This window comes from Delftia sp. PE138, from assembly GCF_018320755.1.
Lineage (GTDB): Bacteria > Pseudomonadota > Gammaproteobacteria > Burkholderiales > Burkholderiaceae_C > Comamonas > Comamonas tsuruhatensis.
In genome coordinates this window covers 1,384,927-1,408,371 of sequence record NZ_JABEPN010000001.1, presented here as the reverse complement: position 1 = coordinate 1,408,371, position 23,445 = coordinate 1,384,927, and the positions used below count along the sequence as shown (strand labels likewise).

The 23,445-nt window shown below is 68.1% G+C and carries 22 protein-coding genes; 17 read left to right on the top strand and 5 right to left on the bottom strand.

Annotated elements, in window-relative coordinates; translation table 11 throughout:
* Positions 1 to 17: 17 nt before the first annotated feature.
* Positions 18 to 908, top strand: coding sequence for a glucose-1-phosphate thymidylyltransferase RfbA (gene rfbA / locus HFGMBDPB_RS06320; protein WP_126311297.1), 891 nt, complete (start codon positions 18 to 20; stop codon positions 906 to 908).
* The gene (gene rfbC, locus HFGMBDPB_RS06315; RefSeq protein WP_034365106.1) at positions 905 to 1,453 is read left to right on the top strand and encodes a dTDP-4-dehydrorhamnose 3,5-epimerase; all 549 of its coding nucleotides are present in this window, start codon (positions 905 to 907) and stop codon (positions 1,451 to 1,453) included. The genes rfbA and rfbC overlap by 4 nt, the downstream gene beginning before the upstream one ends.
* A gap of 6 nt (positions 1,454 to 1,459) precedes the next feature.
* Here the strand turns inward: rfbC and HFGMBDPB_RS06310 are convergent, their stop codons facing one another.
* Entirely contained in the window at positions 1,460 to 2,341 is an 882-nt protein-coding gene (locus tag HFGMBDPB_RS06310) for a LysR substrate-binding domain-containing protein (protein ID WP_016451843.1), read from the bottom strand.
* Positions 2,342 to 2,554: 213 nt separating this feature from the next.
* Here HFGMBDPB_RS06310 and HFGMBDPB_RS06305 point away from each other — a divergent pair, with 213 nt between their 5' ends.
* From HFGMBDPB_RS06305 to HFGMBDPB_RS06280, 6 genes are all read left to right on the top strand, one after another.
* On the top strand, positions 2,555 to 4,006 hold the full coding sequence (locus HFGMBDPB_RS06305) for an NCS1 family nucleobase:cation symporter-1 (protein ID WP_203399997.1): 1,452 nt from the start codon (positions 2,555 to 2,557) through the stop codon (positions 4,004 to 4,006).
* A 10-nt stretch (positions 4,007 to 4,016) separates the two neighbouring features.
* Positions 4,017 to 4,757, top strand: a complete 741-nt coding sequence (locus HFGMBDPB_RS06300) for a GntR family transcriptional regulator (RefSeq protein ID WP_203399996.1) — start codon at positions 4,017 to 4,019, stop codon at positions 4,755 to 4,757.
* Between the two features lie 178 nt (positions 4,758 to 4,935).
* Positions 4,936 to 5,979, top strand: coding sequence for a putative 2-aminoethylphosphonate ABC transporter substrate-binding protein (locus tag HFGMBDPB_RS06295; RefSeq protein WP_212645078.1), 1,044 nt, complete (start codon positions 4,936 to 4,938; stop codon positions 5,977 to 5,979).
* 14 nt (positions 5,980 to 5,993) lie between these two features.
* A complete protein-coding gene (locus HFGMBDPB_RS06290) occupies positions 5,994 to 7,067 on the top strand; it encodes an ABC transporter ATP-binding protein (protein WP_212645077.1) in 1,074 nt (357 codons plus the stop codon).
* Positions 7,064 to 8,830, top strand: coding sequence for a putative 2-aminoethylphosphonate ABC transporter permease subunit (locus tag HFGMBDPB_RS06285; protein ID WP_212645076.1), 1,767 nt, complete (start codon positions 7,064 to 7,066; stop codon positions 8,828 to 8,830). The genes HFGMBDPB_RS06290 and HFGMBDPB_RS06285 overlap by 4 nt, the downstream gene beginning before the upstream one ends.
* Before the next feature lie 33 nt (positions 8,831 to 8,863).
* The gene (locus HFGMBDPB_RS06280; protein ID WP_212645075.1) at positions 8,864 to 9,979 is read left to right on the top strand and encodes a TIGR03364 family FAD-dependent oxidoreductase; all 1,116 of its coding nucleotides are present in this window, start codon (positions 8,864 to 8,866) and stop codon (positions 9,977 to 9,979) included.
* Positions 9,980 to 9,995: 16 nt separating this feature from the next.
* On the opposite strand, the gene HFGMBDPB_RS06275 is transcribed toward HFGMBDPB_RS06280, so the two are convergent.
* Together HFGMBDPB_RS06275 and HFGMBDPB_RS06270 are read right to left on the bottom strand one after the other, a co-directional pair.
* A complete protein-coding gene (locus tag HFGMBDPB_RS06275) occupies positions 9,996 to 11,171 on the bottom strand; it encodes a TFIIB-type zinc ribbon-containing protein (protein ID WP_034365104.1) in 1,176 nt (391 codons plus the stop codon).
* Between the two features lie 73 nt (positions 11,172 to 11,244).
* A complete protein-coding gene (locus HFGMBDPB_RS06270; RefSeq protein ID WP_016446478.1) occupies positions 11,245 to 12,357 on the bottom strand; it encodes an SPFH and helix-turn-helix domain-containing protein in 1,113 nt (370 codons plus the stop codon).
* 358 nt (positions 12,358 to 12,715) lie between these two features.
* Here HFGMBDPB_RS06270 and glyQ point away from each other — a divergent pair, with 358 nt between their 5' ends.
* The 6 genes from glyQ (at position 12,716) to HFGMBDPB_RS06240 (ending at position 18,919) form a co-directional block, all read left to right on the top strand.
* Positions 12,716 to 13,654 carry a glycine--tRNA ligase subunit alpha gene (glyQ, locus tag HFGMBDPB_RS06265; RefSeq protein ID WP_016446477.1) on the top strand — a complete coding sequence of 313 codons (939 nt, stop codon included), beginning with the start codon at positions 12,716 to 12,718 and terminating at the stop codon, positions 13,652 to 13,654.
* Between the two features lie 34 nt (positions 13,655 to 13,688).
* Complete coding sequence (glyS, locus tag HFGMBDPB_RS06260) at positions 13,689 to 15,800, top strand: glycine--tRNA ligase subunit beta (RefSeq protein ID WP_047473163.1); 2,112 nt, start codon at positions 13,689 to 13,691, stop codon at positions 15,798 to 15,800.
* 181 nt (positions 15,801 to 15,981) lie between these two features.
* A complete protein-coding gene (locus HFGMBDPB_RS06255; RefSeq protein ID WP_013804243.1) occupies positions 15,982 to 16,551 on the top strand; it encodes a D-glycero-alpha-D-manno-heptose-1,7-bisphosphate 7-phosphatase in 570 nt (189 codons plus the stop codon).
* Positions 16,552 to 16,701: 150 nt separating this feature from the next.
* Entirely contained in the window at positions 16,702 to 17,442 is a 741-nt protein-coding gene (locus tag HFGMBDPB_RS06250; protein WP_160852894.1) for a lysophospholipid acyltransferase family protein, read from the top strand.
* 13 nt (positions 17,443 to 17,455) lie between these two features.
* The gene (locus tag HFGMBDPB_RS06245) at positions 17,456 to 18,388 is read left to right on the top strand and encodes a M48 family metallopeptidase (RefSeq protein ID WP_212645074.1); all 933 of its coding nucleotides are present in this window, start codon (positions 17,456 to 17,458) and stop codon (positions 18,386 to 18,388) included.
* Between the two features lie 90 nt (positions 18,389 to 18,478).
* Positions 18,479 to 18,919, top strand: a complete 441-nt coding sequence (locus HFGMBDPB_RS06240; protein WP_017405953.1) for a rhodanese-like domain-containing protein — start codon at positions 18,479 to 18,481, stop codon at positions 18,917 to 18,919.
* A 22-nt stretch (positions 18,920 to 18,941) separates the two neighbouring features.
* On the opposite strand, the gene HFGMBDPB_RS06235 is transcribed toward HFGMBDPB_RS06240, so the two are convergent.
* Entirely contained in the window at positions 18,942 to 19,877 is a 936-nt protein-coding gene (locus HFGMBDPB_RS06235; protein ID WP_012203224.1) for a LysR family transcriptional regulator, read from the bottom strand.
* A gap of 105 nt (positions 19,878 to 19,982) precedes the next feature.
* On the opposite strand from HFGMBDPB_RS06235, the gene HFGMBDPB_RS06230 reads away from it, so the two are divergent.
* Together HFGMBDPB_RS06230 and HFGMBDPB_RS06225 are read left to right on the top strand one after the other, a co-directional pair.
* The gene (locus HFGMBDPB_RS06230) at positions 19,983 to 20,957 is read left to right on the top strand and encodes a Bug family tripartite tricarboxylate transporter substrate binding protein (protein WP_016446471.1); all 975 of its coding nucleotides are present in this window, start codon (positions 19,983 to 19,985) and stop codon (positions 20,955 to 20,957) included.
* A 1-nt stretch (position 20,958) separates the two neighbouring features.
* Positions 20,959 to 21,717 (top strand): maleate cis-trans isomerase family protein, encoded by a 759-nt coding sequence (locus tag HFGMBDPB_RS06225; protein ID WP_016451831.1) that lies wholly within the window; start codon positions 20,959 to 20,961, stop codon positions 21,715 to 21,717.
* A gap of 168 nt (positions 21,718 to 21,885) precedes the next feature.
* Here HFGMBDPB_RS06225 and lysM read toward each other — a convergent pair whose 3' ends face one another.
* Positions 21,886 to 22,356, bottom strand: a complete 471-nt coding sequence (gene lysM, locus HFGMBDPB_RS06220; protein WP_016446469.1) for a peptidoglycan-binding protein LysM — start codon at positions 22,354 to 22,356, stop codon at positions 21,886 to 21,888.
* A 185-nt stretch (positions 22,357 to 22,541) separates the two neighbouring features.
* On the opposite strand from lysM, the gene HFGMBDPB_RS06215 reads away from it, so the two are divergent.
* Positions 22,542 to 23,354, top strand: coding sequence for a type III pantothenate kinase (locus HFGMBDPB_RS06215; protein ID WP_016446468.1), 813 nt, complete (start codon positions 22,542 to 22,544; stop codon positions 23,352 to 23,354).
* The last annotated feature ends 91 nt before the right edge of the window (positions 23,355 to 23,445 follow it).

The window sequence follows — 23,445 nt, the reverse complement described above, 5'->3', positions numbered from 1 at the left end:
ACGACAGGACCCACCCCATGAACGCGCAACGCAAAGGCATCATCCTCGCTGGCGGCTCCGGCACCCGCCTGCACCCGGCCACGCTGGCCATCAGCAAGCAGCTGCTGCCGGTCTACGACAAGCCCATGATCTACTACCCGCTGAGCGCCCTCATGCTCGCGGGCATCCGCGAGATCCTCGTGATCAGCACCCCGCAGGACACGCCGCGCTTCGAGCAATTGCTGGGCGACGGCTCGCAGTGGGGCCTGAAGCTGGAGTACGCCGTCCAGCCCAGCCCGGATGGACTGGCCCAGGCCTTTTTGATCGCCGAGGACTTCCTGGCCGGCGCCCCCAGCGCCTTGGTGCTGGGTGACAACATCTACTACGGACACGACTTCCCCCGCCTGCTCGAACGCGCTGACGCGCGCAGCGAGGGCGCCACGGTGTTTGCCTACCACGTGCAGGACCCCGAGCGCTATGGCGTGGCCGAGTTCGACGCCCAGGGCCGCGTGCTTTCCCTGGAGGAAAAACCCAGGCAGCCCAGGAGCAACTACGCGGTCACGGGCCTGTATTTCTACGACAGCCAGGTGGTGGAGCTGGCCAAGTCCATCAAGCCGTCGGCGCGCGGCGAGCTGGAAATCACCGACCTCAACCGCCTGTACCTGGACAAGGGCCAGCTCAATGTGGAGCTCATGGGCCGTGGCTATGCCTGGCTGGACACGGGCACGCACGACAGCCTGCTGGAGGCCGGCCAGTTCATCGCCACGCTGCAGCAGCGCCAGGGCCTGAAGGTGTCATGCCCCGAGGAGATCGCCTTCCGCCAGGGCTGGATAGACCGTGCCCAGCTCGAGACGCTGGGCCAGGCGCTGGCCAAGAACGGCTATGGCCAGTACCTGCTGCAGATCCTCAAGGAAAAGGTGCACGCATGAAGGCAACACCCCTGGCCATTCCCGAGGTGATGCTGATCGAGCCCAAGGTCTTTGGTGACGATCGCGGCTTCTTCCTCGAAAGCTTCAACCAGCAGGCCTTCAACCAGGCCACGGGCACGGACCACCAGTTCGTGCAGGACAACCACAGCCGCAGCAAGAAGGGCGTGCTGCGCGGCCTGCACTACCAGCTGCCTCCCCATGCCCAGGGCAAGCTGGTGCGCGTGGTGCGCGGCGCCGTGTTCGATGTGGCCGTGGACATCCGCAAGGGCTCGTCCACCTTCGGCCAATGGGTGGGCGCCGAGCTGACGGAAGACAACCACCGCCAGCTGTGGGTGCCCCCAGGCTTTGCCCACGGCTTCATGGTGCTCAGCGACAGCGCCGACTTCCTCTACAAGGCCACGGCCTTCTACGCGCCCCAGGCCGATCGCGGCATTGCCTGGGACGACCCGGCCATCGGCGTGCAGTGGCCGCAGCTCAATGTGGAGCTGTCGCTGTCGGACAAGGATCTCAAGCAGCCGCTGCTGGCGGATGCCGAGCTGGCCTGAGCCAGTTCACATCTGGTCCGGCAGCACCCCGCCCGGCACGGCTTCCTCCAGAAAGCCGGCGATCAGCCGGGCCTGGCGGCGTTCGCGCAGGCAGTACAGGTATTCGGGCAGGCGCGGCACGGGGCCTGCGAAGGGCAGGACGACGATGTCGGGGTGGGCCGAGGCTTCATGCCGGGCGAAGACGCTGATGCCCATGTCGCGGATCACGGCCTCGCGGATGGCTTCGCGGCTGGCGATTTCCATGACGTGGCGCGGTGCCAGGCCGGCGGCGGCCAGCATCTGTTCGGTGAGCTGGCGCGTCATGGAGCCGCGCTCGCGCAGGATCAGCGTGTCTTGCACCAGATCGGACGCCTGCACCATGGTGCGCTGCGCCAGCCGGTGGCTGCGGTGCACCAGCAGGGCCAGCGGGTCCTGGCCCAGTTCCACGCGCAGCAGGCGCGGATCACCTTCCAGGTGTGACGAGGTCGCCAGGTCCACCTGGTAGTCCACCAGCGCCTGCACCATCTGGCGCGAGTTGCCGCCCACGATGGCCACTTCCACCCGCTCGAAGCGCCGCTGGTAGCGCTTGACGATGTCCAGCACGTAGTAGGGCGCCGTCGCACCGATGCGCAGCTGGCCCTGGCTGGCATCGCCCGAATGGCGCAGCGCCGACTCCAGCTGGATGGTCTGCAGCAGCAGTTGCTCGACCTGGGGCAGCAGGCGCAAGCCGGCATCGGTGATGGACAGCCGTCCGCCCTGGCGATGGAACAGCTCCACGCCGTAGTGCTCTTCCAGCGCGCGGATCTGGGTGGTCACGGTGGGCTGGCTCAGCGAAAGCTGGCGTGCCGCCTGCGTGATGCTGCCCAGGCGGGCCACCCAGAAGAAGGACTTGAGCTGCGTGACGAACATGGCGGGGTGTTGGGGTCAGGAATGCCTGGCGCCATTTCAACATGGCGCCGTGATGCGCAGGGCCGGCGTGGCCGGGTATGTCCCTGGAAACAACTCCTGCGCCTGAAGGCACACTTCTTGCATACCAGTTTGCGTGCCAGTTTGTGTGCCAGCTGATTCATGGGTCTCGGCTGGTCTTGTGTCAGTGATTGCTCGTGATCAAGGAGCGCAGCAATGGATATTCGCAATCCCTCGCCGGGTCTTTACAACGAAGACCTGGCGCCCACCAAGGACCGCCGCTGGGGCGCCTTCAGCATTTTCAACGTCTGGACTTCGGACGTGCACAGCCTCTGGGGCTACTACCTAGCGGCCAGCCTGTTTCTGCTGTGCGGCAGCTTCGTCAATTTTCTGATCGCCATCGGCATCAGCTCCCTGGTCATCTTCTTCTTGATGAACCTGGTGGGCTATGCGGGCGAGAAGACCGGCGTGCCCTATCCGGTGCTGGCGCGTGCGTCCTTCGGGGTATGGGGCGCGAATCTGGCTGCCCTGGTGCGAGCCATCGTGGCCTGCTTCTGGTACGGGGCGCAGACGGCGGCGGCCTCGGGCGCCATGGTGGCGCTGCTGGTGCGCAATGAGGCGTTGCTGTCCTTCCACCAGACCACGCACTGGCTGGGCCATTCGGGTCTGGAGGTGATCTGCTACGTGGTCATCTGGGCCTTGCAGCTGCTGATCATCCAAAGGGGCATGGAGACCGTGCGGCGATTCCAGGACTGGGCCGGGCCTGCCGTGTGGATCGCCATGCTGGTGCTGGCCATCGGCCTGTGCGTGAAGGCCGGCGGCTTCAGCTTCGACCACGGCATTCCCATGGATGTGCTGCTGGACAAGACCAAGGATGCGGGGGTGAGCGGCGCGCCGGGCAGCTTCTGGGCGCTGATGGCCGTGGGCGCGACCTGGATCACCTACTTTGCGGCGCTGTACCTGAACTTCTGCGATTTCTCGCGCTATGCGAAGAACAAGGAAGCGGTCGCCAAGGGCAACCTCTGGGGCCTGCCCGTGAACCTGATCGCGTTCTCGCTGGTGGCCGGCATCACCACGATTGCGGCCTTCAAGGTCTATGGCGAGGTGCTGCTGCACCCCGAGCAGATCTCGGCCAAGTTCGACAGCTGGGTGCTGGCCCTGCTGGCCGCCGTCACCTTTGCCGTGGCCACGCTGGGCATCAACGTGGTGGCCAACTTCGTCTCGGCGGCCTTCGATATTTCCAACGTGTTTCCCAAGCGCATCGACTTCAAGCGCGGCGGATACATCGCCGCACTGATCGCCCTGGCTCTCTACCCCTTTGCACCATGGGAGGGCGGCGCTGCCCACTTCGTGAACGCCATCGGCGCCACCATGGGGCCGCTGCTGGGCATCATCCTGGTGGACTATTACCTGGTGGCCAAGGGCAACATCAACGTGGCGGCGCTGTATGACGAACATGGCGAGTACCGCTACGAGGGCGGCTGGAATGTCAACGCGCTCATCGCCACCGGCATCGGCAGCGTGTTCTCTACCATCCTGCCGAACTTCACCAGCCTGCTGCCGGTCTGGTGGGGCACCTACGGCTGGTTCTTCGGCGTGCTGATCGGCGGCGGCGTGTACTGGGTGATGGCCACGCTGCGCCCGCGCCGCATTCCGGCCGTGGCCTGAGGAGGCCGCCATGTCCGAGCCGCAGGATGCGCCGGCCACCGGGCCGGCCTTGATTGCCGAGCGCGTGATGCGCTCCATCGTCGAGCGCAAGCTGCGCCCTGGCGAACGCCTGGGCGAAAAGGAACTGGCCGAGGTCTTCGGTGTGAGCCGCACCATGGTGCGCGAGGCGCTGATGCAGCTGCAGGCGCGCGGCTTCGTCGAGGTGCGCTCGCGCCAGGGCTGGTACGTGGTCGAGCCCTCGTTCGAGGAAGCCCAGGAAACCTATGCCGCGCGCCGCGTGCTGGAGTCCGGCATGCTGCGCGACGCGGGCCGGCCGCTGCAGGCGGCCATACGCACGCTGCGCGAGCATGTGGCCCAGGAGCGCGGCGCCATCGCCGAGGCCGACAACGCCGGCCAGCGCAGCGTGCTGCTGGCCGACTTCCACGTCTGCCTGGCCGAGCAACTGGGCAACCGCTTTCTCACGGCCATGATGGCCGACCTCTCGGCGCGCACCACCCTGGTGTCTGCGCTGTACCAGTCGCAGACCGAGGCCCAGCACTCCAATGCCGACCATGAGGCCATCGTCGATGCGCTGGCCGCCGGCGACATGGCGCGCGCCGAGCAGCTGATGCGCGATCACATCGACGCGCTGGCCGCGCGGCTGGATGAGAACTTGGCACACCGCGCGCGCCTGCAGGACCGGCTGCTGGATGCGCTGCAGCCGCAGACGGCCCAGGCTGAGCGCCCGGGCAGGGTAAAGCCGCGCCGCTGAAGAAGGCGGGAGCGGGGCGAGGGGGCGCCGAGGGGCGGAGGGCACCCAAATCCGCCAATACCCGCTTCGCCAAATTTCCGTTGTGTGACACGGACGTTTCACCTGCGCTTTCTACAGTGGGTGTCAGAGGTGGCGACCCTGCCGCCTGTCCACGAACCCACAACGGAACTGACACGCCATGCGCCACACCCTTGCCTCCCTGGGCCGCCGCCTTGCCATTGCCTCTGCGGCGCTGACCGTCGCCTCCTTCGCACCCCTGGCCCATGCGGCCAAGACCGAGCTGCTGGTCTACAGCGCCCTGGAGGCTGACCAGATCAAGGCCTACAAGAGCGGCTTCGAGAAGGCCCATCCCGAGATCGAACTCAAGTTCGTGCGTGACAGCACGGGCATCATCACGGCCCGCCTGCTGGCCGAAAAGGCCAATCCCCAGGCCGACGTGATCTGGGGCGTGGCCGCCACCTCGCTGATGCTGCTGGACAAGCAGGGCATGCTCCAGCCCTACGCGCCCAAGGGCCTGGACAAGGTGCGAGCCAACATGCGCGATCCGCGCGCCCAGCCGACCTGGGTGGGCATGGACCTGTGGTCCTCGGCCATCTGCTTCAACACCGTGGAGGCCGGCAAGCGCAAGCTGCCGGTGCCCGCCAGCTGGGCCGACCTGGTCAGGCCCGAGTTCAAGGGCACGATCACCATGCCCCACCCGGCCTCCAGCGGCACGGGCTACCTGATGGTCGCGGCCTGGCTGCAGATCATGGGCGAGGACAAGGGCTGGGCCTACATGGACGCCCTGCACCAGAACATGGGCGTGTACACGCACAGCGGCTCCAAGCCCTGCCGCCAGGCGGGGGCCGGCGAGTTTCCCGTGGGCCTGAGCTTCGAGTACCGCGCCAGCAAGACCAAGAAGGACGGTGCGCCCATCGACATCGTTTTCCCTCGGGAAGGCCTGGGCTGGGATGTGGAGGCCACGGCCATCCTCAAGACCAGCAAGAAGCAGGAAGCCGCCAAGGCCCTGGCCGACTGGGCCGTCACGCCCGAGGCCAACAAGCTCTACGCCGCCAACTTCGCCGTGCTGGCCTTGCCCGAGGCGCAGGAAAAGCTGGAATTCATTCCTGCCGATCTCGAAAAGCGGCTGGCGAAGAACGACTTCGATTGGGCCGCGGCCAACCGCGAGCGCATCCTGGCCGAGTGGAGCCGCCGCTACGAAGCCAAGGCAGAGAAAAAGTAAGCCGGAGCCACGCCATGCTGCGCATAGACCATATCGCCAAGCGCTACCGCGAGCAGCAGGTGCTGCGCGGCATTGACCTGAACGTGGAGGCGGGCGAGTTCGTCAGCCTGCTCGGCCCTTCGGGCTGCGGCAAGACCACGCTGCTGCGCATCGTCTGCGGCATCGACATGCCTGACGAGGGCAGGGTGCTGTTCCAGGGCGATGACATCACGCCCTGGCCGGCCGCTCGCCGTGGCTTCGGCGTGGTGTTCCAGAGCTATGCGCTGTTTCCCAACCTGACGGCCGCGCAGAACGTGGCCTTCGGGCTGAACGGGCAGCCTGCGGCGCAGGCGCGCGAGCGCGTGGCCGAGATGCTGTCCCTGGTGGGTCTGGGCGCGCAGGCCCAGCGCTACCCGGCCCAGCTGTCGGGCGGCCAGCAGCAGCGCGTGGCACTGGCCCGCGCGCTGGCGCCCCGGCCGCGCCTGCTGCTGCTCGACGAGCCGCTGTCCGCGCTCGATGCCCAGGTGCGCACCGAGCTGCGCAGCGAGATCCGCCAGCTGCAGCGCCAGCTGGGCATCGCCTCCATCATGGTCACGCACGACCAGGAAGAGGCCTTGTCCATGGCCGACCGCGTGGTGCTCATGCACCAGGGCCGCATCGAGCAGCAGGGTTCGCCCGAGCAGCTCTATGCCCAGCCCGTGAGCCAGTTCGCGGCCGGTTTCGTGGGCCGCATGAACCTGCTGCCGGCCACGGCCGAGGGGGCGGACCAGGTGCGCATCGGCGAAGCCAGCCTGCGCTGTGCGCTGGCCGGCTTCGAGCGTGGCGACGCGCTGCTGGTCGGCGTGCGTCCGGAAAGCGTGGTGCTGCACCCGGCCCAGCCCACGGCGTTGCCCAACCTGTTGCGCGCCCGCGTGGTGGAGACCTCCTTCCTCGGATCGATGGCCCTGGTGCGCCTGTACAGCCCCACGCTGCAATGCCAGGTTGACGCCCAGTGGCCCCTGCGCCACGACGTGGGCCTGCCCGACTGGCTGCAGGGCGAGGTGCTGATGGAGCTGCCCGCCGCTGCGCTGCAGCCGTTGGCGGCGCCCGACGCGAGGAAGGCCGCATGAGCGCGCATCCCATGGACACGGCCGTTTCCGTGCCGGTGCCGGTGGACCGCTTCGCTTGCGCCCGCCGCAGCGCGCCTGCAGGACCCGTGCGTCCGCAGGGGCGCAGCGCAGGCTGGGAGCGCTGGTGGCTGGGCGCCCTGGTGCTGGGCGCACTGGCCTGGCTGCTGGCCACCATCGCCCTGCCGGTGGCCAGCCTGCTGGGCAGGAGTTTCTGGGACGACACGGGCCGCTTCACGGGCCTGGCCCAGTTCATCACCTATGCGCGCATGCCGGGCGTGGCGCAATCGCTGTTCAACAGCCTGTGGCTGTCGGCCGTGAGCAGCACGGTCTGCGTGCTGCTGGCCTATGCCTACGCCTATGGCGTGGTGCGCAGCTGCATGCCGCTGGCGCGCTGGTTCCGCGCGCTGGCCCTGGTGCCGCTGCTGGCGCCTTCGCTGCTCATGGCCATCAGCCTGATCTACCTGTTCGGCAGCCAGGGCCTGCTCAAGGGCTGGCTGCAGGGGGGCTCGGCCTACGGGCCCTTCGGCATCATCGTGGGCTCGGTGCTCTGGACCTTTCCGCATGCGCTGATGATTCTGTGCACCACGCTGGCCTCGGGCGATGCGCGCCTGTACGAGGCGGCCGCCACGCTGGGCGCCAGCCGCTGGCGCAGCTTCCGCCAGGTCACGCTGCCGGCCAGCCGCTACGGGCTGATGATTTCGTGGATCGTGGTTTTCGTGCTCGTGGTGACCGACTTCGGCGTGCCCAAGGTCATTGGCGGCAACACGGCCATGCTGGCCACCGACATCTACAAGCAGGTCATCGGCCAGCAAAACCTGTCCATGGGGGCGGTGGTGGCCATGCTGCTGCTGGTGCCGGCCGGCCTGGCCTTTGCGGCAGAGCGCCATCTGCGCGTGCGCCAGGCGGCCACCATGGGCGTGCGCTCCGTGCCGCTGGTGCCCCAGCCCCATGCGCCGCTGGACCGCGCGCTGTTCGCCTACTGCGCGCTGGTGGCGCTGGCGCTGCTGGCCGTCATGGGCACGGCCGTGCTGGCCTCCCTGGTCAGCTACTGGCCGTACAACCTCACGCTGACATTCAAGAACTACCGCTTCGACATGATGGACGGCGGCGGCTGGGCCAGCTATGGCAACTCGCTGTCCATGGCGCTGGCCACGGCCGTGCTGGGCGCGGTGCTGAGCTTTGTGACCGCCTACCTGGTGGCCAAGCCCGTGCGCTGGGCGCGCACGCGCCAGTGGCTGCATGCCGTGGCCACGCTGCCCATGGCCGTGCCGGGGCTGGCGCTGGGCCTGGGCTACATCCTGTTCTTCAATGCCCAGGGCAATCCGCTGCACTTCCTGTACGGCAGCATGGCCATCCTGGTGCTGTGTTCGGTGGCGCATTTCTTCTCGGTGGCGCACATCACGCAACTGGCCGCGCTGCAGCAGCTCGATGCCGAGTACGAGCGCGTGGCCGATTCCATGGGCGTGGCCTTCTGGACGCTGCTGTGGCGCGTGCACCTGCCGGTATGCCTGCCCGTGGTCATGCAGGTGGCCGGCTATTTCTTCGTCAACGCCATGACCACGGTGTCGGCCGTGGTGTTCCTGTACTCGCCCGAGACCACGCTGGCTTCGGTGGCCGTGCTGGCCATGGACGACGCGGGCGACACCGCGCCGGCCGCCGCCATGGCCACGCTGATCTTTGCCACGGCCGCTGCGGGCCGGCTGCTGATCGCGGCGCTGGATGCCTGGGTGCAGCGGCGCACGCAGCGCTGGCGCCAGCGCTGACTTTTTTCCTTTCTCTCTCCTCTGTTTTCTCCCATGAAGAACTACGACCTGATCGTGGTGGGGGCCGGCATTGTCGGCCTGGCCCACGCCTATGCGGCTGCGCGCCGTGGCCGCAGCGTGCTCGTCATCGAGCGCGACGCGGCCTGCATCTCCGCCTCCATCCGCAATTTCGGCTTTGTCACTGTCACGGGGCAGCAGGCGGGCGCCCACTGGCAGCGGGCCATGCGTTCGCGCGATACCTGGGCCGAGATCGCGCCGCAGGCCGGCATCGAGGTCGTGCACCGCGGCCTGTGGCTGACGGCGCGCCGGGCCAGCGCCGAGGCCGTGCTCCACGCCTTTCTGAGCACCTCCATGGGCGAGCGCTGCGAGCTGCTCACGCCGGCCCAGGCCGCCGAACGCCACCCGGCACTGCGCACCGAAGACCTCAGCGCCGTGCTCTACAGCCCGCATGAGCTGCGCGTGGAGTCGCGCACGGCCATTCCCAGGTTGGCGCAGTGGCTGGAGCAGGCCATGGGCGTGGATTTCCGCTTTGGCGAGGCCGTGCTCGAGGTGGCGGCACCCCGGGTGCGCAGCGCCCGCGCCAGCTACCACGGCGAACGCGTGGTGGTCTGCAACAACGCCGACCCGGGTGGCCTGTTCGCCGGCCTGTGGGCGCCGCACCGCATCCAGCTGTGCCAGCTGCAGATGCTGCGCGTGCGGCCGCAGCCGGGCTTGCAGCTCAAGGGCTCGGTCATGGGGGACCTGAGCATGGTCAGATACGAGGGCTACAGCGCCCTGCCCGAAGCCGCCGCGCTGCGCGCCGAGCTGGAGCGGGAGGAGGGCGAGAGCCTGGCCCACGGCATCCACCTGATCGCCGTGCAAAGCGCCGACGGCAGCCTGGTGGTGGGCGACTCCCACCACTACGGCGCAGCGCCCCCGCCCTTTGCCAGCGAAGCCGTGGACCGGCTGATGCTGCGCTACATGAACGAGGCCTTGCACTTGCGCGATGCGCAGGTGGTGGAGCGCTGGGTGGGCGTCTACCCGAGCGCGCAGGACGCGCCCTGCGTGGTGCATGCGCCCGACGAGGCCACGCGCGTGGTCGCTGTGACGGGTGGGTCCGGCGCCAGCACGGCGTTCGGTCTGGCCGAGGAGGTCTGGAGCGCGTGGTGAGCGGCAGCCGGCCTACTTACTGGCCGAACATCACCCACAGCAGCGCCAGCACCATGATCGTGGCCAGCACGGCCAGCGTGATCTTGAGGGCGCTGTAGGGGCGCTCGCCCGCGATCTGGCCCGTGTAGCCGTTGGCGATGATCTGGAAGGTCCTGCTGCCGTAGGTGTAGCCCACCAGCCAGACCGGCACGAGGATGTGCTTGAAGGTGCGGCCCTGGTACTCGCGCTGCATCTGCAGGTTGCGGTAGGTGTCGCCGGGCACCTGGCGCGCGCACAGGGCGCGCAGCTGCTCGTCCATGTCCTGCACGTTGACCTGCGCGGCCTTGCCCAGGTCGATCTGGTAGCGCTCCACCGTCCAGCCGCGCACGAACTCGGGCGTGTAGGGCTTGAGGTCGGTGGTGGTGGGGAAGGGCTCCACCTGGCGCAGCAGGTTGGCGTGCACGCCCACGGTGCCGGGCACCAGCTCGTCGTCGAAGAAATGGGCGAGGCTGCCCGAGGCCGGCTCCCAGCGCACATGGCGCACCTGGCGCGTCTGCACGTTGCCGTTGCTGTCGCGGTAGGACTCGGTGGTGTAGTAGTAGAAGCCCGCCTCGGCCTGCCAGTCGGCGCTGGCGTGGGCGTCGAAGGTCCAGTACGGCAGGTACACGCCGTGCAGCGTGTCGGTCAGCGCGGCGGACTTCAGGCGGTTGGGCGCGAACCAGCGGCTGCCGTACCACTGGCGTATGCGGTCGCGGATCTGGCCGTCGCTGATCTTGAAGGGCAGGATGCTCTGCGGCGTGATGGCATCGCCCTGGCCCTCGTGGGCCACGATGGAGGGCGAGCCGCAGAAGTCGCAGCGCTGGGCCACGGTGCGGTTGACGAAGACCGAGATCGCGCGGCAGTTCTGGCACTGGACCTCGTAGCGGTCCTCCGTGCCCCAGCCCCGGCCGGACTTTGGGTTGCGCAGCGCCTCGGCCAGGTCCTGCTCGACCACATCGCGGCCCAGTTCCTCGCGCGTTTCCTCGCTCCAGGGCACCGTGGTGCCGCAGTACGGGCACTTGAGCGCCTGGGCCTGGGCATTCCATTCGAGGTTGGCGCCGCATTCGGGGCAGGGGTGCTTGCGCACCATAGCCGGCGCGGCGGCAGCGGCCTCCCAGGAACCGGAGGCGGGGGAAGTCGAGGTGCTGGAGGAACTGGAGGAGGGCGCGCTCACGGCATCGGTCCTGGAAAACGGGACGCGGCGCCAGGCAGGGCCTGGCGCCGCAAAGGGTCAAACCACGGAAATGTCAGCCGCGCAGGAAGTCATCGAGTGCGGCTTGCGCAATGCGCCACTGGCTGCCGATCTGGCGCGCCTTGAGGTTGCCGGCCTGGATCTCGGCCAGCACATCGGCCTCGCTGACACCCAGCACCTGGGCCGCCTGTGCCGGAGTCAGCACCTGCAGGCCACCGGCGGCGGGTGCTGCCGGCGCCTGGGCGGCCTGGGCGGCGGCAGGCGAGAACGGGTCGGAGGCCTGGCCGGCCGGTGCGCCACCGGCGCCGCCGCCGTTTTGCATGCTCTTCATCATCTCCTGCGCCATGCCGAAGCCCATGGCCATGGTGGCGGGCAGGGTGGCTGCGGCAGCGCCTTCGCCGCCCGTGGTCATGGCCTGGCCCATCTGGTACTTGACGTAGTCGTTGAGGTTGCCGATGGCCGTCATGCTGGAGCGCTTGTCGATGGCCTGCTCCACCTCGGGCGGCACGGACACGTTCTCCAGCACGAAGCTGGTGATCTCCAGGCCGTACTTGTCCGTCATGGCCGGGTTGATCAGCGGCAGCAGCGCATCGCCCAGCTCGCCATAGCGCTGGGCCACGTCCAGCACGGGCACCCGGGCCTTGGCCAGCGACTCGGTGAACACGCTGATGATGCGCGAGCGCATGGTGTCGGCGAACTCGTCGATGCGGAAGTTCTGGTCCGTGCCCGCCACTTCCTTGAGGAACTTGGCCGGCTCGACGATGCGGAAGTCATAGGTGCCGAAGGCGCGCAGGCGCACGGCGCCGAAGTCCTGGTCGCGCACCATCACGGGGTTGGAGGTGCCCCACTTGTTGCCCGTGAACAGCCGCGTGTTGATGAAGTAGACATCGCACTTGAACGGCGAGTTGAAGCCGTACTTCCAGCCCTGGATGGTGGACAGGATGGGAATGTTCTGCGTGGTCAGCGTGTGCTTGCCGGGGCTGAACAGGTCGGCGTACTGGCCGGCCGAGACGAACTGCACCTGCTGCGACTCGCGCACGATGAGCTGTGCGCCGTTCTTGATTTCCTTGTCGTCGTCGGGCCAGCGGTAGGAGAGCGTGTCGCGCGAGTCATCGGTCCACTCGATGATCTCTATCAGTTGCTTGGTGATGATGTTCATCAGGTTCATGGCAGGCTCCGAAACGGTGGTGGTCCACGACAAAAAAGGTCAATGGGCCATTCTAGGCGGCGTGCATGGCGGCGGGGAGAACGGCCACCGGCCGCTGCCCCGGTGAATTGTCAAAAAATGATCCGGATGCGTCGTGCAAGGCGGGCTTTCGGGTCTTCGCGCGCCACGGCCTTTGCCGGCATGTGTCGCCTGCTCCGTTTTTTGATGCAGATCGCCCTGTGGAGCGTCTGCCGTGGGGCCGCAGGCCCGCGCCACGGCGCAGGGCCGGGCGGCGCCTTAAAATCGTCGTTTGCGCGGCGCGAGCCGCCTCTCATTCACCGGCGCGGCCCCGGCCTGCGTGCGACGCCTGAAACAAGTCATGCTCACTTTCCAACAAATCATCCTCAAGCTGCAGTCCTACTGGGCCGACCAGGGCTGCGCGCTGCTCCAGCCCTATGACATGGAAGTGGGCGCGGGCACCTCGCATACCGCCACCTTCCTGCGCGCCCTGGGCCCCGAGCCCTGGAAGGCCGCCTACGTGCAGCCCAGCCGCCGCCCCAAGGACGGCCGCTACGGCGACAACCCCAACCGCCTGCAGCACTACTACCAGTTCCAGGTCGTGCTCAAGCCCGCGCCCGACAATATCCTGGAGCTGTACCTGGGCTCGCTCGAGGCCCTGGGCTTCGATCTCAAGAAGAACGACATCCGCTTTGTCGAGGACGACTGGGAAAACCCCACGCTGGGCGCCTGGGGCCTGGGCTGGGAAGTCTGGCTCAACGGCATGGAGGTGACCCAGTTCACCTACTTCCAGCAGGTCGGCGGCATCGACTGCAAGCCCGCCACCGGCGAGATCACCTATGGCCTGGAGCGCCTGGCCATGTACCTGCAGGGCGTGGACAACGTCTACAACCTGACCTGGACCGACGGCCTGAGCTACGGCGACGTCTACCACCAGAACGAGGTGGAGCAGTCCACCTACAACTTCGAGCACTCGGACGCCGATTTCCTGTTCACCGCCTTCAGCGCCCACGAAAAGCAGGCCAACCACCTGATCGGCGAACAGCTGGCGCTGCCGGCCTACGAGCAGGTGCTCAAGGCCGCCCACACCTTCAACCTGCTCGATGCGCGCGGCGCCATCAGCGTGACGGAGCGTGCCGCCTACATCGGCCGCATCCGCAACCTGGCCCGCGCCGTGGCCAAGGCCTATATGGACAGCCGTGCGCGCCTGGGCTTCCCCATGGCGCCCAAGGCCCATGCCGACGAAGTGCTGGCCGAGCTGGCCAAGGCCGCCGAACAACAGGGCAAGAAGGCCGCCTGAGGCGGACACCGCTGCACCGAGAGAACACTAGACCATGAACGCATCGAATCTTCTTGTTGAACTGTTTGTCGAAGAGCTGCCCCCGAAGGCGCTGCAAAAGCTGGGCGACGCCTTTGCCGGCGTGCTGTTCGAGCAGCTCAAGGCCCAGGGCCTGCTGGCATCGAGCGAAGCGCGCCTGACGGCCTATGCCTCGCCGCGCCGCCTGGCCGCCCACATCACCGAAGTGCTGCCCCAGGCCGAGGACAAGGCCGTGTCGCAAAAGCTCATGCCCGTCTCCGTGGGCCTGGACGCCGACGGCAAGCCCACGCCCGCACTGATCAAGAAGCTGGCCGCCCTGGGCGCCGGCGAAGAAGCCGTTGCCAGCCTGACCCGCCAGGGCGAAGGCAAGGCCGAAGCCCTGTTCCACGCCTCCACCGTGCGCGGCGTGATGCTGGCCGACGGCGTGCAAAAGGCGCTGGACGAAGCCATTGCCAGGCTGCCCATCCCCAAGGTCATGCGCTACCAGCTGGCCGACGGCTGGAGCAGCGTCCATTTCGTGCGCCCGGCCCACGGCCTGGTGGTGCTGCACGGCACCGAGGTGCTGATCGGCGTCAAGGCCCTGGGCCTGACGGCCGGCACGGCCACGCATGGCCACCGCTTCGAGGCGGCGGTCGATCCCGTGGTCATCCGCTCCGCCGATGACTACGCCGCGCAGCTGCGCGAGGAAGGCGCCGTCATCGCCAGCTTCGCCGAGCGCCGTGCCGAGATCGCGCGCCAGCTGCAGGCCGCTGCCGAGCGCGTGGGCGGCGGTGTCCGTCCCATCGAGGACGAGGCCCTGCTGGACGAAGTCACGGCCCTGGTCGAGCGCCCCAATGTGCTGGTCTGCGAGTTCGAGAAGGAATTCCTCGACGTGCCGCAGGAATGCCTGATCCTCACCATGAAGGCCAACCAGAAGTACTTCCCGCTGCTGGACGCCGCCGGCCGGCTGACCCACCAGTTCCTGGTGGTCAGCAACATCAGCCCCCAGGATGCCAGCGCCGTCATCGGCGGCAACGAACGCGTGGTGCGTCCGCGCCTGGCCGACGCCAAGTTCTTCTTCGACCAGGACCGCAAGAAGACCCTGGCCTCGCGCGTGGACGGGCTGGGCAAGGTGGTCTACCACAACAAGCTCGGCACCCAGGGCGAGCGCGTGGAGCGCGTGCGCTCCATCGCCAAGAGCATTGCCCGCCAGCTGGGCGACACGGGCCTGGCCCAGCAGGCCGACCTGGCCGCGCAACTGGCCAAGACCGACCTCGTGACCGACATGGTGGGCGAGTTTCCCGAACTGCAGGGCACCATGGGCCGCTACTACGCGCTCAACGATGGCCTGGACGTGGCCGTGGCCGATGCCATCGAGGACCACTACAAGCCCCGCTTTGCGGGCGACGAACTGCCGCGCGGCAACGCCGGCGTGGTCGTGGCCCTGGCCGACAAGCTGGAAACCCTGGTCGGCATGTTCGGCATCGGTAACCTGCCCACGGGCGACCGCGACCCCTTCGCGCTGCGCCGCCACGCCCTGGGCGTGATCCGCATGCTGGTCGAGAAGGACCTGGCGCTGGATCTGGAAACCCTGCTGGTCAGCGTGCTGCCCGCCTTCGGCGACAAGATCGAGGACGCCACGCCCCAGCTGGCCGACTTCATCTACGACCGCCTGGCCGGCAACCTGCGCGAGCAGGGCTTCTCGGCCCAGGAAGTGGACTCCGTGCTGGCCCTGCGCCCGCAGCGCCTGTCCGACGTGCAAAAGCGCCTGGAAGCCGTGCGCGCCTTCGGCGAGCTGCCCGAGGCACCGGCCCTGGCCGCCGCCAACAAGCGCGTGGGCAACATCCTCAAGAAGGCCGACCAGGCCGTGCAGGCCCAGGTCGACGCGGCCGTGCTGGCCGAGGTGGCAGAGAAGGACCTGTACGCAGCCCTGCAATCGGTGGCGCCCAAGGCGCAGCAGCAGTTTGCTGCCGGCGACTACACGGCCAGCCTGCAGACTCTGGCCGCGCTGCGCGCCCCGGTCGATGCCTTCTTCGAGCATGTGATGGTCAACGCCGAAGACCCGGCGCTCAAGGCCAACCGCCTGGGCCTGCTGGCCACGTTGCACGAAGCCATGAACCGCGTGGCGGACCTTTCGCGACTGGCGTGAATGGAGCACCCCCTGAGGCGCTTCGCGCCTTCCCCCCGTGGCACGGCGCCTCTCTACTTGCTTCGCAAGGGAGGGGGACGGCACCCTCGGTGCGGGGCGGCGCGGCCGGCCTAGGCCCTTCCTCGGTGTCCCTCGTCTTGGGACGCGCGCAATTGAGTTCTGACATTCTTGGGACCCGACCATGAAAATTGCGATCCTGGACCGTGACGGAACCCTCAACCAGATCGGTGAAGAGGGGTTCATCGGCTCGGCCGAGGCCTGGAAGGCCCAGCGCGGTGCGCTGGAAGCCGTGGCGCGCCTGAACCGGGCGGGCTGGCATGTGGTGGTCGCCACCAACCAGCCAGGCCTGGGCCGGGGCCTGTTCGACGTGACCGAGCTCAATGCCGTGCACGCGCGCATGCATCGCGAAATGGCGGCGGCAGGCGCGCGCGTCGATGCGGTTTTCTACTGCCCCCATGCCCCGGACGAGGAATGCCATTGCCGCAAGCCCGGCACGGCGCTGTTCGAGCAGATTGCCGAGCGCTTCGGCGTCGAGGGGCATCAGCTGTGGGTGGTCGGCTCCTGCGTGGCCCACCTGCAGGCCGGCGCCGCCATGGGCGCGCGCCTGCACCTGGTCTGCACGGGCGCCAGCGCCGGAGTGTCTCTGGACGGGGCGCTGCCGCCTGGACTGCCGCCCGGCACCCAGCGCCATGCCAGCCTGGCCGCGCTGGCCGATGCGCTGGTTCCGGCAGATGCCGCACCCGCTCCCTGAACGCCTGAACGTCCGAATGGCGCTTTGCCCATGCGCCGCCGGCCTGCCGTCCTGCGCACAATGCTATCTTTGTGAACTCCGATTCCTGAGGGCGCAAGGCCCGGGCCTGCCGCCCGGCCCCTGCGCCGCTTTCTGCACCACACTGCCGCCATGTCCCTGATCCGCTCCACCCTCCACATGCTCTGGATGGGCATCACCGTGATCCCCTACACCCTGGCCGTGCTGCTCACGCGCTGGCTGGGCGGCGGGCCGCGCCGCGTCTATGCCGTGGCGCGCGCCTGGCTCAAGCTGTCGGTGGACAGCGCCCGCGTGATCATGGGCGTGCGCCACCGCGTGCAGGGCATGGAGAACCTGCCCACCGATCCCAAGCAGGGCGTGGTACTGCTGGTCAAGCACCAGTCCACCTACGAGACCTTCCTCATGCCGGCGATCATGCCGCGCCCGCTGGCCTATGTGTTCAAGAAGGAACTGCTCATGGTGCCCTTCTTCGGCTGGTCCATCGGCAGCATGGACATGATCCATATCGACCGCAAGCACGGCTCGCGCGCATTCCACAAGGTGGTCGAGCAGGGCAAGCGCCTGCTGGGCCAGGGCACCTGGGTGATCATGTTTCCCGAAGGCACGCGCATCCCGCGCGGCGAACGCGGCGAGTACAAGACCGGCGCCACGCGCCTGGCCATCATGACCGGCGTGCCCGTGGTGCCCATTGCCGTCACCTCGGCCAAGTGCTGGCCGCGCAAGGCCTTCATCAAGACCCCGGGCGTGGTCGATGTCTCCATCGGCAAGCCCATCCCTTCCGTGGGCCGCAAGCACGAGGAGCTGATGGTGGAAGTCGAAAACTGGATCGAATCCGAGATGCAGCGCCTCGACCCCGAGGCCTACCGCGCCTGAGGCAGGAATCGGCATGGCGGACACGGCACAGCGTTCCTGGGACTGGTTGGTGCCGCCCGCCGTGGAAAGACAGGACGGCGGGTTGAGGCCGCGCCGTGAGCGATCCGCTCAACCCGAAGCGCCGCAGGCTTTGCCTGCACCTGCACCTGCACCTGCACCCACCCCGCCCACCGGCTCCGTGCACAGTTCCTTCGTTCATCCGCAAGCCAACCAGCAGGCGGTTCTCCAGGGGCAGGTGCTGCACTTTCGGTTGCAGCGGTCGCGCCGGCGCACCATAGGCTTCACCATCGGCGCGCAGGGGCTGGTGGTCAGCGCGCCCGCATGGGTGAGCATGACGGCCATCGGGCAGGCACTGGATGCGAAGTCGGGCTGGATACTGCGCAAGCTCCAGGAGGCCGGGCAGCGCCAGCGGGCCCAGGAGTCGGCACGCATCCGGTGGGAGCACGGCGGCGAGATCGACTATCTGGGGCGTCCCCTGGCACTGCTTCTCACCGGTGGCGAAGCCCAGCCGCTGCGCACCCGCCAGGTCCACCGCGAACAGGCGGCCGACGGCAGCCAGTCCCTGCATCTGCCCCTGGCGCCAGACGCATCGGCTGCCGAGGTGCGTGCCTGCGTGCAGGCCTGGATGCTGCGCGAGGCCCGCTCCTGGTTCACGGCCAGCCTGCAGCGCCATGCGCCGCTGCTGGGCGTGCAATGGACCAGCCTGCGCCTGACCAGCGCGCGCACGCGCTGGGGCAGCGCCAACACCGCAGGGGCCATCCGCCTGAACTGGCGGCTCATGCAGCACACGCCCGAGGTCATCGACTACGTAGTCGTGCACGAGCTGTCCCACCTGCGCCACATGGACCACAGCCCGCGCTTCTGGGCCACGGTGGCCAGCGTGATGCCGGGCTGGGAGGCGCAGCGCCAGGTGCTGCGCGACAGGCTGCTGCCGCCCTGGGAATAGGCGACTCGGGCACCGGCGAGGCGGCGCCGGTCGGGCTGGACGGTTATTCTTGCCGGGCACACAACCGCGTCCTATCAAGAAAGCCCATCCATGTCCGCAAACGCTCCCGTTCCCGCAGCCATTCCCCTGACCGTCCAGCCCGCACAGGGCTATGCCGGCGACATTCCTCCCGAACTTGCTTGGCAATGGCTGCAATCCGGCGAAGCCGCGCTGGTGGACGTGCGCACCGATGCCGAGCGCGAGTGGGTGGGCCGCGTACCCGGCGCCGTGGCCGTGGCCTGGAAGCAGTGGCCGTCCATGGCCATGAACCCCGATTTCGACAGCCAGCTGCGCGCCGCCGTGCCTGAGGGCGGCAAGGTGGTCCTGCTGTGCCGCAGCGGCGTGCGCTCGGTGGCCGCTGCCCAGCGCGCAGCGCAACTGGGCATCGAGGCCTACAACATCCTCGAAGGCTTCGAGGGCGATGTGGACGCCAACGGCCAGCGCGGCCATGTCGGCGGCTGGCGCCTGCGCGGCCTGCCCTGGCGCCAGTAAGCCGGCGCCGACCTGGCGTCGCTCAGCGCTGCGGCTGCGCGAACCCCAGCGCCGCCGCCCGGGCGGCCACCATGTCCACCAGGGCCTGGGCCGGTCCTGACAGCGTGGCCTGCGAGCGCATGGCCAGCAGCAGCCGGCGCCGGGTGTTGAGCGCCCCCAGCGGGCGCAGCCGCAGTGCCCGCGCGGCCAGGTGCGGCGCGGTGGCCGCGCGCGGCAGGATGGCCAGGCCCAGGCCCACCGAGACCATGTGGCACATGGCATCGAAGCTGCGCACCTGGATGCGGATCCGCACCGGCCGGTTGATGGATTCGGCCTCGGCCGCAATGCGCCGCATCAGCGAGGTGGAGCGGGCCAGGCTCACGAAGTCGTGGTCCAGCACGGTGGCCAGGGGCACGGGGGAGTCGTCGTCCGTGTCCAGCGCATGGCCGCGCGGCATGACCAGCACCAGCTCGTCCACATCGCAGACCTGGGTGCTCAGCCCTTCCAGGGGCGTGTTCTCCCCGATGATGGCCAGCTCGGCCACGCCGCTGAGCACGGCGCGCACGGACTCCTCGCTCAGCGCGTCTTCCAGGTCCACCGAGACACCCGGGTGGGCCGCCATGAAGTCGGCCAGCAGCCGGGGCAGAAAGCCTGCGAACGCCGAGTTGTTGGCCCACAGGCGCAACTGGCCCGTGGCGCCGCTGCGAAAGTCGTCCATGGCCAGGGCCAGATGTTCCAGCCGGGCCACCACGTCCACGGCATGGTGGTACATGCTCTGGCCGGCGGGCGTGGGCGTGACGCCGCGCTTGCTGCGCACCAGCAGGGTCACGCCGCAGTGCTGCTCCAGCTCGGCCACGCGCTTGCTGGCGGCTGCCAGTGACAGCCCCAGCGTGCGCGAGCCCGCCGTCAGGCTGCCGGCATCGACCACGGCCACATACAGGCGCAGCGTCAGCAGATCGAATCGGTGCAGGTTGATCATTCGCATCCTCCACCAGAGACGAAGGATGGATCAACGAGATACGGCTGTTCGACCGCGAGCAGGCCCGCAAGAATGCGCCGGTACAAAGAGAACATGGAGACAAGCATGAATCGACGCATTGTGCTGCAGGCCGCCGGCCTGGCAGCGGCCGCCCTGCTGGGCGCAGGAACCGTCCAGGCCCAGGCCTTTCCAGCCAAGTCCATCACCCTCGTGGTCCCCAATCCGCCCGGCGGCGTGGTGGACACGGCGGCACGCCTGGCGTCCGATCCGATGTCGCGCCTGCTGGGGCAGTCGGTCGTGGTGGACAACCGGGGCGGGGCCAGCGGCAACATTGCCTACCAGATGGTGGCCAGGGCACCCAAGGACGGCTACACGCTGCTGGCTTCGTATTCGGCCTACCACGTGGGCAATCCGGCGCTGTTTCCCAAGCTGCCCTGGGCCCAGTCCGAGCTGGTGCCCGTGGGACTGATCGTGGCCGCCACCAATGTGATCGCCGTCCATCCTTCGGTGCCGGCGAACAGTCTGCAGGAATTCATTGCCTACCTGCGCAAGAACCCGGGCAAGGTCAACTATGCGTCGCAGGGCAATGGCTCGCTGTCCCATGTGGGCACGGCCGTGTTCGCCCAGGTGACCCAGACCCAGATCACGCATGTGCCCTACAAGGGGTCCGGCCCGGCCATCCAGGACGTGCTGGGCGGCCAGGTGCAGATGTTCATCACCACGCCGCCTTCGGTGCTGGGCCATGTGCAGACGGGCAAGCTCAGGGCCCTGGCCGTGACCAGCAAGACGCGCCATCCCATGCTGCCCGATGTGCCCACCACCGCAGAAGCGGGCCTGCCGGGCTTCGAGCTGGAGGCCTGGGTCGGCCTGTTCGCGCCTGCGGGCACGCCGCCCGACGCCATCGCCAGGCTGTCGGACGCGCTCAAGACCTCCCTGGAGTCGCCTGACGTGCAAAAGCGCGCGGCCCTGCAGGGCGTGGAGCCGCGATTCCTCGGCCCGCAGGCGCTGGCCGCCCTGGTCCAGCGCGAGACGGACCACTGGGGCAAGGTCATCAAGGCCAACCACATCACGATGGATTGACATGACAGCCAAAAACCATTTCCGTATCGGGCAGATCGTGCCCAGCTCCAACACCACGATGGAGACCGAGATCCCCGCCATCCTGCGGGCCCGCGAGGCCCTGGCGCCCGAGCGTTTCACCTTTCACTCCAGCCGCATGCGCATGAAGCATGTGACCAAGGAGGAGCTGGCTGCCATGGACGGCGACAGCGACCGCTGCGCGCTGGAACTGTCGGATGCGCGTGTCGATGTGCTCGGCTATGCCTGCCTGGTGGCCATCATGAGCATGGGGCGCGGCTACCACCGTGTCTCCGAGACGCGCCTGCACCAGCGCACCGTGGACAACGGCGGCCCCGCGCCTGTGGTCACCAGCGCCGGCGCCCTGGTCGATGGCCTGCACGCCATCGGCGCGAAGAAGGTGGCGCTGCTGGCGCCCTACATGAAGCCGCTGACGCAGCTGGTCATCGACTACATAGAGAACGAAGGCATCGAAGTGGTGGACAGCATCTCGCTGGAGATTGCCGACAACCTGCAGGTGGGCGCCCAGGATGCGCGCGCACCCATCGAGATCACGCGGCGCCTGAACACGGCCAATGCCGACGCGGTCATCGCCTCGGCCTGCGTGCAGATGCCCTCGCTGGCCTCGGTGCAGCCCATCGAGGACCGCGTGGGCCTGCCGGTACTGTCTTCCTCGGTGGCCACGACGTTCATGATGCTCAAGCGCCTGGGCTTGCCGACAGCCGTTCCGGGGTTCGGTGCGCTGTTGAGCGGTAAATACTGAATCTTTCATTGAGAAAGGCCGCTATTGCGGCCTTTCTCGGAGCGGGGTAGGTCTAATTCGCGGCATCCAGAACTGGCATGAGCCAGGTCAGAGACACCGAGCAAGGGCCGCCCCGCCGCGAGGGTGTCGTCCCCCTCAGGGGGAAGCGGCGACGCCGCTCAGGGGGGCTTAGATTGCCGGAATGCGCAGCTTCTGGCCGGGGTAGATCTTGTCGGGGTGGCTCAGCATGGGCTTGTTGGCCTCGAAGATCACCGGGTACTTGTTGGCATCGCCATAGAACTTCTTTGCAATGGCCGACAGCGTGTCGCCGCGCACCACGTCGTGGTACTGGGCTTCGGGCTCGGGGTTGGTCACCGTCATCTGGTTGTCCACGGACTGCACGCTGGAGACGTTGCCGCAGCACAGCGTCACCTTTTCCTTGGCCGCCTGGGTAGGTGCCGTGCCCAGCACCGTGACCTTGCCCTGCGAGCCGTCGAACTGCACCTTCACGTCACTGACGCCCAGGTTCTGCGTGCCGATATAGGTCTCGATGGCCTTGGCCGCCTTGGCATTCAGGTCTTGCGCAGGCTCGGCTGCCTGTGCGGCGCTGCCGCCGAACAGCTTTTCGCCGGCTTCCTTGATGAAACTGAAAAGTCCCATGGGTGACTCCTGTTGGTGGGTGGAAAAACGGAAAGGCCAATGTAACGCCTAACAGTGGCAGCGCGCGCTGCCGGGCAGGAGCGCTCCCGGATTTTTGACATTTGCGCCATTCTTGCGTTCACGTCCTCACTCAGTTGTCGTCCATGGCTGACGCTATCCTCCGGAAAACTCCGATAATCCCGCCCATGACTTTTTTGGCCATAGACATCGGCAACACCCGCTTGAAATGGGCGATGTACGACGCGCATCGGCCTGGCGCTGCCCTGCTGGCGCACGGCGCCGAGTTCCTTGAGCACATCGAGCACCTGGCCGAAGGGCCGTGGAGCGACCTGCCCACGCCCACGCGCATGCTGGGCTGCGTGGTGGCTGGCGACACGGCGCGACGGCGCGTGCACGACCAGATCGACATGATGCTGGGCTGGGATTTCGAGCCGCAGTGGGCCGTGCCCAGCGCAGCCGAGGCCGGCGTCACCAATGGCTACGATTTTCCGTCGCGCCTGGGTGCGGACCGCTGGGTGGCCATGATCGGTGCGCGCCAGCACATCCTGCAGCGCGGCCCCGAGCGGCCCCTGATCGTGGTCATGGTCGGCACGGCCGTCACCGTGGACGCGCTGGACCAGCATGGCCACTTCATGGGCGGGCTGATTCTTCCGGGCCACGGCATCATGCTGCGCGCCCTGGAAAGCGGCACGGCCGGCCTGCATGTGCCCACGGGCGCGGTCACGCCATTTCCCACCAACACCAGCGACGCCCTGACCAGCGGCGGCACCTACGCCATCGCCGGTGCCGTGGAGCGCATGTACCAGCATCTCTACATGCACTGCAGCATGGAGCCTGCCTGCGTCATGGCCGGCGGCGCCGGCTGGAAGATGGTGCCCAGCATGACGCGGCCTTTCGAACTGGTGGACAACCTCATCTTCGAGGGGCTGCTGGTCATGGCCCAGCGCCGTTGGGGCGATGCCAGCGGCCTGCCCGCGGAGGCGGTGAAGGCGGCTTGAAGCCGCCTTGAACCACCTGACAACGCCTGAAACCGCCTGAGGCCACTTTTCATCGTGCAGCGCAGCATCGCGCCGCACGATTGCGCGCGTA

Bases quoted from the DNA above. Each gene is read 5' to 3' on its own strand.
- rfbA (WP_126311297.1), top strand. From the start codon at position 18: ATGAACGCGCAACGCAAAGGCATCATCCTCGCTGGCGGCTCCGGCACC.
- HFGMBDPB_RS06300 (WP_203399996.1), top strand. From the start codon at position 4,017: ATGTCCGAGCCGCAGGATGCGCCGGCCACCGGGCCGGCCTTGATTGCC.
- HFGMBDPB_RS06230 (WP_016446471.1), top strand. From the start codon at position 19,983: ATGAATCGACGCATTGTGCTGCAGGCCGCCGGCCTGGCAGCGGCCGCC.
- HFGMBDPB_RS06270 (WP_016446478.1), bottom strand. From the start codon at position 12,357: ATGAACCTGATGAACATCATCACCAAGCAACTGATAGAGATCATCGAG.
- rfbC (WP_034365106.1), top strand. From the start codon at position 905: ATGAAGGCAACACCCCTGGCCATTCCCGAGGTGATGCTGATCGAGCCC.
- HFGMBDPB_RS06305 (WP_203399997.1), top strand. From the start codon at position 2,555: ATGGATATTCGCAATCCCTCGCCGGGTCTTTACAACGAAGACCTGGCG.
- HFGMBDPB_RS06310 (WP_016451843.1), bottom strand. From the start codon at position 2,341: ATGTTCGTCACGCAGCTCAAGTCCTTCTTCTGGGTGGCCCGCCTGGGC.
- HFGMBDPB_RS06255 (WP_013804243.1), top strand. From the start codon at position 15,982: ATGAAAATTGCGATCCTGGACCGTGACGGAACCCTCAACCAGATCGGT.
- HFGMBDPB_RS06250 (WP_160852894.1), top strand. From the start codon at position 16,702: ATGTCCCTGATCCGCTCCACCCTCCACATGCTCTGGATGGGCATCACC.
- HFGMBDPB_RS06290 (WP_212645077.1), top strand. From the start codon at position 5,994: ATGCTGCGCATAGACCATATCGCCAAGCGCTACCGCGAGCAGCAGGTG.
- HFGMBDPB_RS06295 (WP_212645078.1), top strand. From the start codon at position 4,936: ATGCGCCACACCCTTGCCTCCCTGGGCCGCCGCCTTGCCATTGCCTCT.
- HFGMBDPB_RS06240 (WP_017405953.1), top strand. From the start codon at position 18,479: ATGTCCGCAAACGCTCCCGTTCCCGCAGCCATTCCCCTGACCGTCCAG.
- glyS (WP_047473163.1), top strand. From the start codon at position 13,689: ATGAACGCATCGAATCTTCTTGTTGAACTGTTTGTCGAAGAGCTGCCC.
- HFGMBDPB_RS06245 (WP_212645074.1), top strand. From the start codon at position 17,456: ATGGCGGACACGGCACAGCGTTCCTGGGACTGGTTGGTGCCGCCCGCC.
- lysM (WP_016446469.1), bottom strand. From the start codon at position 22,356: ATGGGACTTTTCAGTTTCATCAAGGAAGCCGGCGAAAAGCTGTTCGGC.
- HFGMBDPB_RS06285 (WP_212645076.1), top strand. From the start codon at position 7,064: ATGAGCGCGCATCCCATGGACACGGCCGTTTCCGTGCCGGTGCCGGTG.
- HFGMBDPB_RS06225 (WP_016451831.1), top strand. From the start codon at position 20,959: ATGACAGCCAAAAACCATTTCCGTATCGGGCAGATCGTGCCCAGCTCC.
- HFGMBDPB_RS06280 (WP_212645075.1), top strand. From the start codon at position 8,864: ATGAAGAACTACGACCTGATCGTGGTGGGGGCCGGCATTGTCGGCCTG.
- glyQ (WP_016446477.1), top strand. From the start codon at position 12,716: ATGCTCACTTTCCAACAAATCATCCTCAAGCTGCAGTCCTACTGGGCC.
- HFGMBDPB_RS06215 (WP_016446468.1), top strand. From the start codon at position 22,542: ATGACTTTTTTGGCCATAGACATCGGCAACACCCGCTTGAAATGGGCG.
- HFGMBDPB_RS06235 (WP_012203224.1), bottom strand. From the start codon at position 19,877: ATGATCAACCTGCACCGATTCGATCTGCTGACGCTGCGCCTGTATGTG.